Genomic DNA, 13,643 nt, shown 5'->3' on the forward strand with positions numbered 1-13,643 from the left:
ATTTACTGTAGAGTTAGCAGGGGGTTGGGGTGGGATGTCTTCATTCGCCCCCAGTTCCACGGCGTTACCAGCACGAATTCATCCGCAACATGTTTTCCTCACTTAATGGCAAGTTCGCCATCAACGATCATAGTCCAATGATCTGGGGGCAAACGAGGACGTTTGACCCCAGCCACCCAGTTGAACTCGTGCTCACCGCAGCAATCATCGAGCGTTAAGGCAACCTCGCTCGGAGCCGCAAGCCGTCACGCTGTGCGATTTGGTTGCACAGAGATTACGTGGCTCACGATTTTTCTCCAAAGTGGCTCTCCAGCCACTTTCGATCAACACCTGGCCAGTTGGAACTGAATTCCAGTCGCTGACCAGTCATCGGATGGGTAAATCCCAATCGGGCAGCGTGCAGGTAGAGCCGGGGAATTCCATCGAGAGAATGTGTCCCGTAGACATCATCTCCCACAATGGGGTTTCCTTTTTCGGAAAGATGAATTCGTACCTGATGTGTGCGCCCGGTCTCAAGCTGGCAGCGGATCCAACTGACAGGTGCCGGCTCACCACTTCCTGACTTGAAGTGGCCCTGCCGACTGGCCACGAGATTGGTGGCAGCCATTTTTCCGAGTGGTGATTGATTGGCTGGGGGACTTTCTCCAGCTCCCGCTTCGATTAAGTTCGCGATCTGGCGACTTCCACGGCGGCCATCGCCCCGGTCTCGAATCAGTTCACTTTCCAAACGTTGAGGCTCAATCCAGCCCCAGACCAACGCCTCGTACTCCCGCAGCACATCGTGAGCTTGAAACTGTGCGTAGAGCTTTGCTCCCGCTTCGGGAACCCGGCTCAAGACAACGAGTCCACTGGTCTGACGATCGAGCCGGTGAGCAGCTCTGACATGACACGGCGGGGCTTTGGGTGTGTGCCACCTCGGTTTTTGAGGACTTCCCGTCGCATCTCGCCTTTGAGAATCACGACGCAGCTGGTCTCGGCGATGAACAGGGCGTTGACCGGCGGGTAACGACTGCGGCCTGCCCGGCGATGTGGGGTTTGCCCTTCCAGCAATGGTGGCTTCCCGCCCTCCCATCAAACGAATGGTGACTGCTTCATCGAGAGTCAACGCACGCCAGCGTAATTCGGGAGCATCTGGCAGATCGTCATGCCGGCGCTCTGTGACCATTCCTTCAGGCTTGAGTGCGACGACGATCTGCTCATCGACATAGAGCAATTCAATCGAGTTTTCGTCGGGCCAGGCAGGTGCCGGATGGGCGAGAACTTCGAGCCGATCACGCTCTGTAAGACGCCGGGTTTCATCGAAGCAGGGGTACCGATTGACCAGGACTCGACGCTGCTCGATCAGTTTGCGGACAGCACTCCAGCTTTGATCGGGGAGCAATTTCCGCAATGTGGCAACAATCGTCTGGCCAACGAGCGAAGAATCGACCACGACAGGAGGCATAACCACTGGAGCAGGAACTGGTGCTGGAGCTGGTCGGGGCACAGGAGATTCCATCAATACAAAAATCAAGGCACGGCAACCAAACGACATGCCCTTGGCTGGTATTAAGAATATAACGCGAAATGATCTGCAGGGCACGGGGAACGGGGCCGATGACTGCCCAGTACCAGTCTTTTACCGCGAAGTTTTTTACCGCAATTCAGATTCTTGAAATCACGGCATAGGCCAATGCCCCGAGCGCCGCGCCAACGGGGACTGTGCTGACCCAGGCAAGCAGAATTTCTCCCACCGTGCGCCATTTGGCCTGGCCGGTGGTGATGCCAATCCCCAGTAGCGAGCCCACACTGACATGCGTAGTACTCACGGGCAGGCTGTGAAAGCTGGCGGTGGTCACCAGGAACGCTGTCGTTAAGCTGGCAGCAAACCCTTGACCGGGATTCATGGCGGTGACCCTTTTTCCCAGCGTTTCTGCCACTTTGTCAGCATCCAGTAAACCGCCCAGCGCGATCAGCACAGCGATACCCAGATAGCCTCCATAGAACCCTGTTGTTTGATTCAACTCGGGGAGCACAAGCAGGAGTGCGACCATTTTGGGAGTATCATTCAAACCCCGCGCAAAACTGGCCGCACCCGCACTGGCATAGTGCAGTACATCAAGTGTTCGCGTGCGATGATCAGGTGCCAGATGGCAAAACTTCAAGGTTAAATAAACCATCCCACCCACCAGCACAGCCACGCCCGGGCTGAAGAACAGTGGATAAAGAAACGTTTTGCCCAGTACGGAAAACTCGACGTTCGTACCACTGCCAGCCAGACCCGCCCCGGTCATCGCACCGACCAGTGCATGTGTGGTCGAGACGGGAAAGCCCAGTCTTGTCGCCAGAAAACTGGTGCACGCAGCCCCCACAGCGACGGCGCTCAAAAAGCTCGGCGACTGAACTAACTCCTCTGGGACAATCCCTTTCCCGCTGAAAGCCTTCAGTAAGCCTTCAGCAAGAAAAATGGAGGCCATTGAACCTGCCAAAGTCGTGGCCGTCCCCCAGTAAAGGGCTTGCCGCAAGGTGGCTGTACCACTGCCATAGAGCGAGGCCACACCCTTGAAGTTGGCATTGGCACCATTCGTAAATGCCACGAAGCCAACAGCAAGTATCAACAAGATCGTCAGCACGGCGAGCACCCCGCTTCCGTCGTATCCGAAAAGGCAATCAGTCCTGAAGCAAGGTTTTAGCAGGGACTTTTCAATTATCGACTTACCCCGGACACTTCACGAACGCGGGACTCTTCCAACTCGGCAGGGTGCTGTTTGAGTGAAGCATATTCTTTCCACGAGCCTTCATAGAGCCGCACATTCGGATAGCCGGCAATGTGCTTCAGATAAAACCGCAACAGGCTCCCTTCGCGTGATGTCCCGCAATAGACAAGAATTTCTTTCTCGGGAGTCAGCCCGGCAGCTTTCAGTTCGGCCTGAACCTGTTCGAAGGGTTTGAACTGGTGGGTGTTTTCGTCCTCCATCAGCCTCGCCCAATGAAAACTGATGGCCCCGGGGATATGCCCTTTCCGCAGCCAGACGTCATCCTGACCCAGATACTCATTCTTCGGACGGGCATCGACCAGGACCACGCCGGGTTTTCCCTTGCAGGCCAATACCTCGTCGACAGTCAGAGCGATTGAGGGCTGACCTTTGACGGGAAGAAGCCCTGGTGGATTACCAAAATACTCTTGTGTCACGGGGAATCGAGCGGCTTTCCAGGCTGGCAATCCACCATTTACAATGCGGATGTCCTCGACACCAAATTTTTCGAGCACATAGGCCACCATGGTGGCACTCAAAATCTCGTCATTAGGAAGGGACTCCCCTGTCGCGTAGATCAGATGTGTCCGATCGCGATGAACGCCTGCGCGGACTAACAGTGCCCGCGTCAGATCATCGGGAAGATACTGGACGGGAACGCCCAGATCTGTCCCGCGTAAAGTGTCAAAATTCAGATGATGGGCTGTGGGCAAATGGCCGCGGAAGTAATCTTTGTAGCCACCGCGAGTATCGAGCACGACAGGCCTCCTGGCAGGATCGGGGTGCTCAATGAGTCGGGCTGCATCCTGCGGAGAAATGATCCCGATTTCTGCCGGTAAGACTTCTCCGATGAAGAGCATGGCAAAAGGGAGTAAAGCGACATGCAAACATGTCTTCAGGGTGTTTCTCATGGATCCAGACCATCCCGCTGCTGATATTTCCACCGACACCCCGACGGGTCGGACTCATCAACGATCTTACGCCCATTAGATTGTTGCTGCCACTCCACTGATTCCACAAACGGCACGGTGGCTTCACCACCACGATTTCAACGAAATTCCCAATACACGGCTGGTAGGCCTCCATCGCCAGGCAGAGAAAACATTAATCTCGGCCAAACGCTAGAACCTGCCGCCGACTTCGCGCAGAAAAGTGTGAACATGATGTATGTTCAGCCGAATGTTGCAGCCTGGAAAAACATGGTGGCAAAACCTCCCATACAGTAAACTTGACGGCAAGATGAAGTAACGCTTCCGATAGGGGAATACAGATGTCCGTCGCGGAACGAGCCAAAGCCATATACGAATCGGAACTGCGGAAACGTATGGAGCGGGAGCATCCCCAACAGTTCATCGCTATCGAACCCGAGTCGCATGCTTTTTTTCTCGGATCATCCTTCATCGACGCCGCAATGAAAGTCAAAGAGGCTTTCCCGGACCGCAAGGCTTTTGTCCTGCGTGTGGGTCATGAAGCCGCATTCCATATTGGAGCGGCGTCACGATGAACGGGGTCGTCGACAACGATGATCGGGCGTTGATTGAAATCGAAGTCTCGCGAACACATCGAGGTCCCACATCGCGAGTGACGGCCTGGATCGACACGGCCTTCGATGGTCACCTTGTTTTTTCGTCAACACTGATTCGAGAATTGCAACTGGAATCACTCGTTGAAACAGAGGCGATACTGGCGGATGGAACCCGTGTCACACTCGAAACATATGTCTGCTATATGGAATGGTTCGGGCGCTGGCAGGCGATGCAGGTCATATCGAACGATGGTCGCTTCCCTCTCTTGGGCACCGGCCTGCTTTCCGGCCGTCAACTTCTCATCGACTACCAATCCAAAGTGCTGTCCCTCTCGTAGGCAAGTCGCCTGTTCACGACCTAGCGCGAGTACTGGCTATCTCCGGCTTATCTCGGCGAAGGGTTCCGCGACGACTTGAAAATCGTCCTCGTAAGCAATGTAGCCGGGATTTGTGGCCTTTCTTTCAATGACGGCAATCTGTTGCTGCCGCAAGAGGATTGCGAGGTATCGCACCTGTGAAACGTGGCGGGCGGCGGTCGATTTGAACCAGCAGACGCCGCAGGAGTGGGCGCCGGGTCTTCGCGAACAGGCCAGCCGCTGGGGGATCGGCAAGTGCTCCGTGAACCAATCGAGCACCAAGCGGATCTCGCGGCGTTCCAGCGATTCCAGATGATCCGCGTCCAACAATTCGTACGCGACGTGGAAAACCCCGACCTTCAGGCCGGTCTCCGCATGCCGCCCATGAGTCTCGAATCGGAGAAACATCGCCTCACTCCGTCATTATCGGATCGGCACTCAGGATGTACCGCACACGCTCCTTGAACACGAACTCCTCTTCGCGAAGAGTCGCCGGAGTGAGAGCCTCCGAATGGACGGAAGGTTCGCCCCATTCCCCTTCCCAGCAGCCATAAAGCTCAATGATGTCGTGAGACCTGAGTTGGGCCTCCAGATAATCGGCCAACTGCTCATGATTGGCTGCTTCCCTGGCCAAATCCGCCGCATCGAATTCCTGCACGCGGATGTCTGGAGCAAGGCGAAACCAAATCTCGGGCCAATCGCCGCTCTGATACATCGCATGTCGAAATCCGCAGCCGCAACAGGTGCTCGAACCGATGGATTTGAGATGCCGCAAGGTGAGGTGTCGTCGCAGCAGGACTTCGTCCGCCGGATGGACGTCTTCGGCATTGAACGCCGGATCTTTTTCATTCCAAGGGACTGTCGCCAGAGGGGCGTTCGACGCGGCATAAAGTGTGAAGCACACCCTCAACACCTCTTTCAAAAAGAATTTCCTACGCCAGGTTTTGCACTTTATTGAGCGAGACGGCATTGATGCAATAGCGCAAGCCAGAGGGTGCCGGGCCGTCGGGAAAGACATGGCCCAGGTGGGCACCGCAGATGTTGCAAGTCACTTCCACGCGCACCATGCCATAGCTGGTGTCGAGATGATAGGCCACATGGCCGACATCCTGAGGCTGTGTAAACGACGGCCAACCTGTCCCGCTCTCAAACTTTTCCGAAGCATCGAAGAGGGTTGTCCCACAACAGGTGCAGGCATACTCACCCGGTTCGAACAACCGGCACATTTGCGAACTGTGCGCTCTTTCCGTTCCCTTTTCACGGGTGATCCGAAACTGCTCATCCGTTAGCAGGGCTTTCCACTCGGCTTCACTCTTCTCGACTTTTCGCGGCGGGACAGGATTTCCCTGTTGAGCAAAGTTCAGTACGTCTTTCCAGGTCAGCATCGAGTCTCTCCCGCGCGATTTCTCATCAGCACATCCGTAGCGCTCCCGCGGATGTGTTTTCTTTCAATAAGCAAAGTCTATGGCGTATTGTAGGCATGAACTGTTGGTACGATCGACTTGATGTCGAAACCCTGCCGCTATTTCGCATCCCGCAGACGGTCGAAAGTCACCCATTCATTCCATTCAGGGCCCCAGTTGTCATATTTGACCATGTGGAGGCCGTGCTTCATGCCGATGATCTTTCCCGCATACCATTGGCCTTTCCACTCGATCTCCACAGCGCTGTTGACAGGTCTTGTTTTGGGCACGGGAATTCTCAAACGTTCGGGAGTCACCCACTCATCGTCACTTTCCTGATAGCCGTAGTAATGAACCCGGCTCAATGCTCCATTGCGACCGATGACAAAGCCCCGATAGTACTTTCCATGCCATTCGATCTCGGCTCTCTGGCCGACCTCCGGGTCTGTCGGTTTGTGCGATGCACGAATGACGAAATTTGGATCGAAACCTCTCGTGAAAAGACTCTGCGACATCTGCCGCTCGGCAAAAGACATGTCGAGTTCAATGTTCGCGTCCAGTTCGGCGAACGTGATCTGGCCGTTGCCGTCATCATCCATGTATCCACGGCCTCGAAAAGCCGAAATCAGATTTTCGGTGAATGTCCAATTCCCTGTTGAACTCGAATTGTGGTGAGCCGATGCCAGCACTGCGAACGAAACTTTAGGATTGGGAAGCTGGCGTACAGCTTCGGCCATGGCACCGGAGAAACAATGATCCAGGGCGATGACCACGCGCTGTGCCCGACACAACCGATTGATCTCACGGGGAATGGAAGCGACTTCCCAGCCTCGATTGGCACCCGCCGTATCGTAACTCACGAGGAAGGTCTGTTTGTGATCACTCGTGTTGTAACCATGACCGCAGTAGTAAACGATGACAAGATCGTCTTTCGCAGGCTGCTTGAGGAAATGAGTGAACTCCTTTTCGATGGCGGCTGTGGTTCCCTGTTCGTCACAGAGATAGGTGATCTGAGCTGCCGGCACGCCGCAATCTTTGAGAACCTGCAGCATCTCGGCATCTCGCCGATGTTTCTGCGGGAACGGGCCATACTGCGGGTTTTCCCAACGCAAAAGCCCCACACAAAAGACCCACGTTCGAGCGGGTTGCCATGCGGCTGTGGGGATTTCATCGGCTACAACCCATCCCTGGCAACAGGTGGCGACAAGACAGAGGATGGCTAACGTCAGTCGAGGGAAACCACGCATGCCGGGAACAACACCCATCGCAACGTCCACCCTGTAATAAATTTCAAACGCCGAAAATCAAATACCCAACCACAAATCCTTTACGAAACATACCGTTCGAGAAATTCGCGCAGGTTTTCTCTGGCGCGGGCCAGGAGTGATTTCACCGCTGGCTGAGTGAGATCCATGGTTTCGGCAATATCTGCGTAGCTCATGCCTTCGAATTTATGGAGCAGGACGGCCATGCGTTGCCGGCTGTTGAGTTGTTCCATGGCGGCACGCACAGCGGCCTGCAGTTCAGCTTTGTCGAGTTGCCGGGCTGGCATGAGAGCCGATTTCTCGACCACCAGTTGTTCTTCCGGGCGACTGCCCATGGAACCGGATTCACTCCCCGCGAGCGAAATTTCTTTTCGCCGACCTTTGTTCCGACGGGAGTTACTGGCCAGATTGTTGGCCACTTTGAACAACCACGTCGAAAACCTCGCTGTCGCGACATAGCTTTCGCGAGCGCGATAGATTCTGAGAAAGACTTCCTGGGCCAGATCTTCCGCCGTCTGCTGATCCTGAACCAGATGATGCAGAATGCCGACAAGGCGATCCTGATAAGCGGCCACCAACTGCGAAAAGGCAGCGTCATCTCCCTGCTTGGCACGGAGCATGAGCTGCACATCCGGATCGCGCAAATAGCCCGAATCGGTTCCTGCAGACATGAGAGCAGCCGATGTCACGTTACAAGGTCTCCGTCAGTCAATTTCTTCTCAGCAAATTCCCTTTTCAGGACTATACCAGATCAGTGAACCTTTCGTTTCCTGAAGATCTCCTGAAATTGTGACAATCTATGAGCCTGAACTTTCTGACATGCCCCACAAAAGTTCCCGCAACACCTTCCGCAGATTCCAACAGCGGTCACCAGTATATACATTTGTCACCCATGGCGACTTGATGTCAACGGCTATGGGGCTATGCTGTGACAAAATGATCAATTTTTGAACGGGCATCCCTCTCAGATCAAGACTTGCAGGGCTGACGCACAACATTGAATTTCCGCCATTTGGAATCATCCCGGCACCCGGAGTGCCTTTTTACCTTACTAGAGTGGTTTCATGTACAGAGTTCTGATCACTGACAATTTGTCTCCCGCTGGCCTGAAGATTCTCAAAGAAACTCCCGGCATCGAAGTCGATCTCCGCAAGGGGCTCACTCCCGACGAAGTTCGTGTCGCACTTCACGAAGCCGATGGCATTATCATCCGCAGCGAAACCAAGCTCACTCCCGAAATTCTCAAAGATCAGCCGCGACTGAAAGCCATCGTGCGGGCTGGTGTCGGGACTGACAACATCAACCTTCCGGCGGCGACGCGCGAAGGTGTGGTTGTCATGAACACGCCCGCTGGCAATACCACAAGTACGGCTGAACATACCATTGCCATGATGATGGCGCTTTCCCGCAATATTGCTCCTGCCGCCTCCAAACTTCGCGACGGTGTCTGGGATCGCAAGAGCTTCACTGGTACCCAGCTTGCAGGAAAATCGATCGCGATTGTCGGGCTGGGCCGGATTGGCCTGGCAGTGGCCCGTCGAGCCATGGGCCTGGAAATGAAAGTCCTCGGGTTCGACCCGTTCATGTCCGTTGAACGTGCTGCTGAGCAGGGGATCGAGTTGTACCGTGATATCGATGAGATGATCACCAAGTGTGATTACCTCACGGTGCATACGCCCCTCTCCCCGGAAACGACAAACCTGATTGGTGCCGAGCGCCTGGCCAAAATGAAGAAAGGCGTGCGGATCATTAACTGCGCCCGCGGCGGGATCATCAATGAAGCCGAACTGGCACAGGCGATTGAATCGGGGCATATCGGCGGAGCGGCTCTCGATGTCTTTGTGAAGGAACCAACACCACCGGATAATCCTCTGCTCAAACTGCCACAAGTGCTCTGCACTCCCCACCTGGCGGCTTCGACCGACGAAGCTCAGGAACTGGTGGCTGTCGAAGCTGCCGAGATTATGGCTGGCTTCCTGGTGCGGCACGAAGTTCGCCATGCCGTCAACATGGCCCCGATCTCTTCCGCCGAGATGGCCGATATGCGGATTTATCTCGATCTTGGTCTGAGACTGGGTGTGGTCCTCTCACAGCTCAATAAGAGTGGTGTCCGCAGTGCCAAGCTGACCTTCCGTGGCGAAGCTGCCACCAAGAAAACCAAGCTGATTTCCAACGCTTTTGCTGCCGGTCTGCTTTCTTCGGCACTGGCGGAGAACGTGAACATTGTGAATGCCGAGATGCTGGCCCACGAACGCGGAATTCAGATCACGGAATCACTCTCTTCTGAAGTCTCCGATTTCTCGACGATGATCAGTGCGACTGTCTACACCGATGAAGGCGAATGCAGTGTTGCAGGCACGATCTTCGGTCGTCAGTTCCTCAGACTGGTTCGCGTCAATCAGTTCCATCTGGATGCTTATCTCGATGGAACTTTACTGCTCTACAGGCACATTGACCGTCCCGGTGTCATTGGAACAATTGGCACAGCCTGTGGTCAGCACAACGTGAATATTGCTCACATGGCTGTCGGACGCGAGCGGAATGAACCGGGTGGAGAGGCCTTAGCTATTCTGAATCTCGATAATGAACCCTCTGCCGAAGCACTCGCTGCCGTGCAGGCGAATCCAGCCGTTACGAGTGTGCAACTGCTGCGTCTTCCCAAGGCTGGTAATCCACTCCCCTGGTTGACCACACAATCGGTTTGAAACGCACTTTCCTGTGATGTCGTAATCTTTCGTGCCATGCTTGCAGTTCTGTGCAAGCATGTGCTGGGATCATGTCGTGCACGAATTACAGAGATTTCCAGCCATGCTCATGCCGAGTGATGAGCATGGCACAGTAGGCACGTGACCACAGGCGAGCGATTAAGTATTCAGTGAACCACCGTCCGTGAGGTTCGAAGGCACGCCCTGCGGATAATTCTTTTTGAGCCATGCCTCGATTTGTTGAATCCGACTTTCGGGATGGGGATGTGAAGCCAGAAACTCAGGCTGACGGTTTCCCTGGCTGGCCTCTGCCAGAATGCGCATAACCCCCAGCATTTGTGAGGGGTCGTATCCTGCGTCGACCATCGCCACCAGGCCATAAGCGTCTGATTCGGATTCATCTCCCCGGCTGTACTTCATCTGCAGCATCTGGTTGACCACCATGGCTGCCATCTGGGCATTCCTGCCACTGCTGTTTTCGTCACTGGCAGCGACTCCTGCGGCTGTCGCCAGCATCTGTCCCAGTTGACCTTTCGCCATATGCTCGGCACTGTGTCGATTGATCACATGGCCGATTTCATGCCCCAGGACACCCGCCAGTTGAGCTTCGTTTTCCAATCGAGAATAGAGCCCCATCGTGATAAAAATCTGACCACCAGGGAGTGCAAAAGCATTGATGGTTTTCGGGTCGGCCAGGAGATGAAACTGAAACTGCCAGGGGCTGTCTTTGGCCTTTGAGGATTCCACGAGCTTTCGCCCCACTTGCCGAACCATGGCGGCTCTGGGGTCATTGGGGGGAACGACGCCCCCCATTTCTCGCGCCATCTCGGGAGCCGATTGCTGGCCCAGTGCCAATTCCTGTTGAGGCGACATCGCCACAAACTGGCGTTCACCCGTCACGGGGTTCACATCCAGACTGGCGAAGTACCTCACTAGAGCAAAGCCGGCAATCGCCAGTCCAATCAGGATCTGAACTCGAAAGCCACGACGACGAGGCTGATTTCCGTAAGACATGGCACGGCCTCACACTCGATGAAGTTTGCGATCTCAAAGCTGATTGAGATCACCCCTAAAGTCTACAACGCGGGCGATAGCTTCAACCACTCCATTTGTCGGGATCATCAGGGAATGGGTTGATTCAGCCTGACGGGGACGCCGTGCTTGAGCAGGTACTCTTTGGTTTCACCGATGGGATGCGTTCCATAATGAAAGATGCTGGCGGCAAGGGCGGCACTGGCATGGCCCTCCTGCAAGATTTGGCGCAGATGCTCCGGGTGTCCGGCGCCACCGCTGGCGACGACAGGAATCTCGACGGCATCCGCCACCGCTCGGGTCATCTCGAAGTCGTAGCCATCCTTGGTGCCGTCGGCGTCCATCGAGGTGAGGACAATCTCGCCTGCCCCCAGTTTTTCGACCTCTTTCGCCCAGGCAACCGCTTCCAGGCCTGTCGGTTTGCGGCCCCCATTGATGTGAACTTCCCACTTGACGGAGCCATCAGGTTGCGTGACTCGCCGGGGATCGATGTTGACGACAATGCATTGCTTGCCGAACTTCAGAGCGGCGGCCCGCACGAATTCGGGGTCTTTGACGGCTGCCGAGTTGATCGAAACTTTATCGCAACCGGCCTGGAGCAGTGTGCGGATGTCGTCGAGATTACGGATCCCGCCACCCACAGTCAGAGGCATGAAGCAGACTTCACTGGTTCGCCGGACGACATCATGGATGATGCCCCGTTCCTCATGGCTGGCCGTAATGTCGAGGAAAACCAGTTCATCGGCCCCGTCTCGCTCGTAGCGTGCAGCCACTTCCACAGGATCGCCCGCGTCCTGCAGATTGAGAAAATTCACACCCTTCACGACGCGTCCTGCATGAACGTCGAGACAGGGAATAATTCGCTGATAAAGCATGGCACCACCCGGAAAGGAACGATTTCCTGCACAAGAATGGCAGCTACATTCACTTCTGGCAAGTTGACAGACGTTCGAAGAGATGGGCTGGATTGTTTAATTTTGGGTGGCACCCAACATCTCCAGCTCAAGTTCAAAATCGAGGCTCAGGAAGCCCGCCTCTCAAACGAATGGCCGGGCTTTTCCAAGGATCACCAGGAGGAAAGTCGCAATGGGGCCCAGAAAGAGGGAGATAAGCCACCAGATGAGGCCACTGCGATCATAGGCGCGGGCGAGGCCTGCGTTGATCAGCGAGAGTGTTCCCCAGCCAACAGCGAATTGTGCTCGATCATCCATAGTTAATCACCTTTCTTGAGACGCACGGGAAATTGATCGGTTCGTCCTATGCCCCGGGCTGTTTCTTCATGATCACTGACCTGATGGAGGTCCCCAGCCCAGGGACGATAACCATGTTCCCAGAGCGTACAGCAGATAGACCAGCAGAAGGATGCGAACCGCAATACTGAACCCGCTGAACTTCAACTGTCCCTGCTCGCGACGAACTGGAAAGGGCAACTCCCCGTTCCAGAACTTTCCCCAGCCATTCAACCCAAAATGATACGTCTTTTCCGGAGTTGTTACCGTCAGAACATACCCCGGGATGCGGAGAAACGACGACCGAAACGAATACAGCACGGCATCGGTCATCCCGGCATAAGGAATCATCCAGTTGCCACATTCAAGACGGTCATCGTAAACACGCAGTAAGGCTCTGCGTGACGTCACCCAGCGCGGGCCGTACTGACGTTGATCGCCTGTGGAAATCGTCGCCTTAGTGAAGCATCGATAAAGCCACGGTTTGCTCACGACACCTTGATTGGCCGGCGAAGAGGTTGTTTCATTCATCGATATTCGACCCAGATGAAGACGATCTTCTCATGGCAATCCTGCGATGCTTTCGATAATCGGCGGGAGTTTGCCCGGTATGTTTTCGAAAATGCTTCGTAAAGCTGCTTTGATCGAAAAAGCCCAATTCTTCCGAGATGTGTGCAATCGATGAAGAACTCGACGTGAGCCGCTGGCAAGCCTCGCGAATTCTGAGCTTCATCCAATAGGTGCGAGGGCTGGTCCCAAAGGTGGCGAGAAACTGCCGCTGAAAGTGTCTGGCGGAACAGTGACAGCTTCGCGCGAGTTGCTCGATCTCCGGGAAGCGTAACAGATCCTGCCTGAGCAGTTGCCTTGCCGGTTCCAATCCTCCCAGGCTGAAGTCACTTCCGATGTCTGAACTGGCCAGTTGAAATGTCCCCATGATGCCAATCACCTCTCCCAGTCGATTTTTGACGGGATACTTACAGGTGCGGTACCAGTCGGGCAGGCCGATGGGGTCGATACAGATTTCGAGCTGAGGTGGTAGCGGTTTGCCTGTCCGATAAATTTCGGCGTCATCGGCCAGATATTTTTCTGCCAGTGGGCCGGGCGTCAGTTCCTGATCGGTCTTCCCCAGCATTTCATCGAGCGTTTGAAATCCATGATTCCGGGGTAATTGGGAACTGCAGAACAAAGTTTCTCCCGCTCGATTCTTGACGAAAACGTACACGTCGGGAAATCCGTCGAACAACTGCAGAAAGTGCGATGCGACATCAATCTGGGAGAGAAACTCCCCTCGCTCCAAATCCCAGTCTCGCATGGATTGTGTCGTTTTCATACCAAAAATTGTCGCTTGTGTCCGCGACGAGATCAACACAGAAGATCACACTGAATCAACGCA

Annotated in this window: 16 protein-coding genes; 3 read left to right on the forward strand and 13 right to left on the reverse strand. The window is 54.8% G+C overall.

Annotation, left to right across the window (positions count from 1 at the left end; all coding sequences use genetic code 11):
- Nucleotides 1-283 precede the first annotated feature (283 nt).
- The 3 genes from A6X21_RS12555 to A6X21_RS12565 all read right to left on the reverse strand — a co-directional run bounded on the left by A6X21_RS12555 (nucleotide 284) and on the right by A6X21_RS12565 (nucleotide 3,646).
- The gene (locus A6X21_RS12555; protein ID WP_165603784.1) at nucleotides 284-1,486 is read right to left on the reverse strand and encodes an RluA family pseudouridine synthase; all 1,203 of its coding nucleotides are present in this window, start codon (nucleotides 1,484-1,486) and stop codon (nucleotides 284-286) included.
- Between the two features lie 157 nt (nucleotides 1,487-1,643).
- Nucleotides 1,644-2,612, reverse strand: coding sequence for an inorganic phosphate transporter (locus A6X21_RS12560; protein ID WP_068848432.1), 969 nt, complete (start codon nucleotides 2,610-2,612; stop codon nucleotides 1,644-1,646).
- Nucleotides 2,613-2,686: 74 nt separating this feature from the next.
- On the reverse strand, nucleotides 2,687-3,646 hold the full coding sequence (locus tag A6X21_RS12565) for a sulfurtransferase (protein ID WP_068848368.1): 960 nt from the start codon (nucleotides 3,644-3,646) through the stop codon (nucleotides 2,687-2,689).
- 359 nt (nucleotides 3,647-4,005) lie between these two features.
- On the opposite strand from A6X21_RS12565, the gene A6X21_RS12570 reads away from it, so the two are divergent.
- Both A6X21_RS12570 and A6X21_RS12575 read left to right on the forward strand, forming a co-directional pair.
- Nucleotides 4,006-4,239, forward strand: a complete 234-nt coding sequence (locus A6X21_RS12570; RefSeq protein ID WP_068848371.1) for a hypothetical protein — start codon at nucleotides 4,006-4,008, stop codon at nucleotides 4,237-4,239.
- Nucleotides 4,236-4,598 carry a hypothetical protein gene (locus A6X21_RS12575; protein WP_068848373.1) on the forward strand — a complete coding sequence of 121 codons (363 nt, stop codon included), beginning with the start codon at nucleotides 4,236-4,238 and terminating at the stop codon, nucleotides 4,596-4,598. Before A6X21_RS12570 ends, A6X21_RS12575 begins: the two co-directional genes overlap by 4 nt.
- Nucleotides 4,599-4,634: 36 nt before the next feature.
- Here A6X21_RS12575 and A6X21_RS12580 read toward each other — a convergent pair whose 3' ends face one another.
- The 5 genes from A6X21_RS12580 to A6X21_RS12600 all read right to left on the reverse strand — a co-directional run bounded on the left by A6X21_RS12580 (nucleotide 4,635) and on the right by A6X21_RS12600 (nucleotide 7,973).
- On the reverse strand, nucleotides 4,635-5,024 hold the full coding sequence (locus tag A6X21_RS12580; protein WP_068848375.1) for a hypothetical protein: 390 nt from the start codon (nucleotides 5,022-5,024) through the stop codon (nucleotides 4,635-4,637).
- A gap of 4 nt (nucleotides 5,025-5,028) precedes the next feature.
- Complete coding sequence (locus A6X21_RS12585; protein ID WP_068848376.1) at nucleotides 5,029-5,520, reverse strand: hypothetical protein; 492 nt, start codon at nucleotides 5,518-5,520, stop codon at nucleotides 5,029-5,031.
- Nucleotides 5,521-5,548: 28 nt separating this feature from the next.
- On the reverse strand, nucleotides 5,549-6,001 hold the full coding sequence (gene msrB, locus A6X21_RS12590) for a peptide-methionine (R)-S-oxide reductase MsrB (RefSeq protein ID WP_068848378.1): 453 nt from the start codon (nucleotides 5,999-6,001) through the stop codon (nucleotides 5,549-5,551).
- A gap of 137 nt (nucleotides 6,002-6,138) precedes the next feature.
- Nucleotides 6,139-7,284 carry an agenet domain-containing protein gene (locus A6X21_RS12595; protein ID WP_068848381.1) on the reverse strand — a complete coding sequence of 382 codons (1,146 nt, stop codon included), beginning with the start codon at nucleotides 7,282-7,284 and terminating at the stop codon, nucleotides 6,139-6,141.
- Between the two features lie 62 nt (nucleotides 7,285-7,346).
- The gene (locus tag A6X21_RS12600) at nucleotides 7,347-7,973 is read right to left on the reverse strand and encodes an RNA polymerase sigma factor (protein ID WP_083233581.1); all 627 of its coding nucleotides are present in this window, start codon (nucleotides 7,971-7,973) and stop codon (nucleotides 7,347-7,349) included.
- A gap of 375 nt (nucleotides 7,974-8,348) precedes the next feature.
- Between A6X21_RS12600 and serA the strand changes: the two genes are divergently transcribed.
- On the forward strand, nucleotides 8,349-9,989 hold the full coding sequence (gene serA, locus A6X21_RS12605) for a phosphoglycerate dehydrogenase (RefSeq protein WP_068848385.1): 1,641 nt from the start codon (nucleotides 8,349-8,351) through the stop codon (nucleotides 9,987-9,989).
- A gap of 159 nt (nucleotides 9,990-10,148) precedes the next feature.
- Here serA and A6X21_RS12610 read toward each other — a convergent pair whose 3' ends face one another.
- The 5 genes from A6X21_RS12610 to A6X21_RS12630 form a co-directional block, all read right to left on the reverse strand.
- Nucleotides 10,149-11,003: a M48 family metalloprotease gene (locus tag A6X21_RS12610; protein ID WP_068848387.1), complete on the reverse strand. Its 855-nt coding sequence runs from the start codon at nucleotides 11,001-11,003 to the stop codon at nucleotides 10,149-10,151.
- A 107-nt stretch (nucleotides 11,004-11,110) separates the two neighbouring features.
- On the reverse strand, nucleotides 11,111-11,896 hold the full coding sequence (hisF, locus tag A6X21_RS12615) for an imidazole glycerol phosphate synthase subunit HisF (RefSeq protein ID WP_068848389.1): 786 nt from the start codon (nucleotides 11,894-11,896) through the stop codon (nucleotides 11,111-11,113).
- A 162-nt stretch (nucleotides 11,897-12,058) separates the two neighbouring features.
- On the reverse strand, nucleotides 12,059-12,232 hold the full coding sequence (locus A6X21_RS24685; RefSeq protein ID WP_165603785.1) for a hypothetical protein: 174 nt from the start codon (nucleotides 12,230-12,232) through the stop codon (nucleotides 12,059-12,061).
- 72 nt (nucleotides 12,233-12,304) lie between these two features.
- Complete coding sequence (locus A6X21_RS12625) at nucleotides 12,305-12,781, reverse strand: hypothetical protein (RefSeq protein ID WP_068848393.1); 477 nt, start codon at nucleotides 12,779-12,781, stop codon at nucleotides 12,305-12,307.
- Complete coding sequence (locus A6X21_RS12630; protein ID WP_068848395.1) at nucleotides 12,774-13,562, reverse strand: helix-turn-helix domain-containing protein; 789 nt, start codon at nucleotides 13,560-13,562, stop codon at nucleotides 12,774-12,776. Before A6X21_RS12630 ends, A6X21_RS12625 begins: the two co-directional genes overlap by 8 nt.
- Nucleotides 13,563-13,643 lie beyond the last annotated feature (81 nt).

The organism is Planctopirus hydrillae (assembly GCF_001707835.1).
Taxonomy (GTDB): Bacteria; Planctomycetota; Planctomycetia; order Planctomycetales; family Planctomycetaceae; genus Planctopirus; species Planctopirus hydrillae.

What these genes read in the sequence shown, in the direction of transcription:
- A6X21_RS12565 (WP_068848368.1), bottom strand. Translation starts at nt 3,646, where the DNA reads ATGAGAAACACCCTGAAGACATGTTTGCATGTCGCTTTACTCCCTTTT.
- A6X21_RS12570 (WP_068848371.1), top strand. Translation starts at nt 4,006, where the DNA reads ATGTCCGTCGCGGAACGAGCCAAAGCCATATACGAATCGGAACTGCGG.
- A6X21_RS12575 (WP_068848373.1), top strand. Translation starts at nt 4,236, where the DNA reads ATGAACGGGGTCGTCGACAACGATGATCGGGCGTTGATTGAAATCGAA.
- A6X21_RS12580 (WP_068848375.1), bottom strand. Translation starts at nt 5,024, where the DNA reads ATGTTTCTCCGATTCGAGACTCATGGGCGGCATGCGGAGACCGGCCTG.
- msrB (WP_068848378.1), bottom strand. Translation starts at nt 6,001, where the DNA reads ATGCTGACCTGGAAAGACGTACTGAACTTTGCTCAACAGGGAAATCCT.
- A6X21_RS12595 (WP_068848381.1), bottom strand. Translation starts at nt 7,284, where the DNA reads ATGGGTGTTGTTCCCGGCATGCGTGGTTTCCCTCGACTGACGTTAGCC.
- serA (WP_068848385.1), top strand. Translation starts at nt 8,349, where the DNA reads ATGTACAGAGTTCTGATCACTGACAATTTGTCTCCCGCTGGCCTGAAG.
- A6X21_RS12610 (WP_068848387.1), bottom strand. Translation starts at nt 11,003, where the DNA reads ATGTCTTACGGAAATCAGCCTCGTCGTCGTGGCTTTCGAGTTCAGATC.
- hisF (WP_068848389.1), bottom strand. Translation starts at nt 11,896, where the DNA reads ATGCTTTATCAGCGAATTATTCCCTGTCTCGACGTTCATGCAGGACGC.
- A6X21_RS24685 (WP_165603785.1), bottom strand. Translation starts at nt 12,232, where the DNA reads ATGGATGATCGAGCACAATTCGCTGTTGGCTGGGGAACACTCTCGCTG.
- A6X21_RS12625 (WP_068848393.1), bottom strand. Translation starts at nt 12,781, where the DNA reads ATGAATGAAACAACCTCTTCGCCGGCCAATCAAGGTGTCGTGAGCAAA.
- A6X21_RS12630 (WP_068848395.1), bottom strand. Translation starts at nt 13,562, where the DNA reads ATGCGAGACTGGGATTTGGAGCGAGGGGAGTTTCTCTCCCAGATTGAT.